Source organism: Roseateles sp. P5_E1, assembly GCF_054049335.1.
Genome location: NZ_JBFUMN010000214.1, coordinates 1 through 692, shown reverse-complemented (window position 1 = coordinate 692; position 692 = coordinate 1). Strand labels below are relative to the sequence as shown.

At 69.1% G+C, this 692-nt stretch carries 1 protein-coding gene; it reads left to right on the top strand.

Going from position 1 to position 692, the window contains the following annotated elements; genetic code table 11:
* Positions 1 to 495: TlpA family protein disulfide reductase (locus tag ACXJKJ_RS30680; protein WP_457395248.1), on the top strand; the 495-nt coding region annotated here is incomplete at its 5' end.
* Positions 496 to 692: the final 197 nt, after the last annotated feature.

Sequence of the window (692 nt, the reverse complement as noted above, 5' to 3'; positions counted from 1 at the left end):
GCGCTGCGACGACCGGTGTGGGCCGGCACCGTGGCCGGGGTGCTGTGCTGGATCGGACTGTCGCTGGGCATGGCGCAGCTGCAGCAGTCACGTATCGCGCTGCCCGCGCTTACCCTGCAGTCGCTGCAAGGGCAACCGGCCACGCTGGGCGGGGAGGGCGGTCAGCCGGTCGTGGTCAACCTGTGGGCCAGCTGGTGCGGCCCGTGCCGCCGCGAAATGCCGATCTTCGCCGGCGCGCAGGCGCGTGATCCGGCGATGCGCTTCGTGTTTGTCAACCAGGGAGAAACGGTCGAGGACGTGCAGCAGTTCCTGGCCAGCGAGCGCCTGTCGCTGCACAACGTGCTGCTGGATCCTGACAGCCTGACCTCCGAACGGCTGCAGGTGCACGCGTATCCGACTACCCTGTTCTTCGATTCAAGCGGCCGTCTGCAGGGCCTGCACATGGGGGAACTCAGTGCGGCCGGCCTGCAGGCACGGCTTGACGCGCTGCGCTGAGGCGCGGCGCGTCCCCCTTTTGCTGATACCAGGAGTTGCCATGTTGTTGACATCCTCGCGCCCGCTGGGCTCCCTGCTTGCCACGGCCCTGCTGATGGCGCTGGCCGGCTGCAGCCAGGCGCAGTCGCCGCAGGCGCCCTCGGCCACCACTGCCAAGGCGACCAAGACCGTTGATCGGCCGGCCGTGCTCAAGGGCA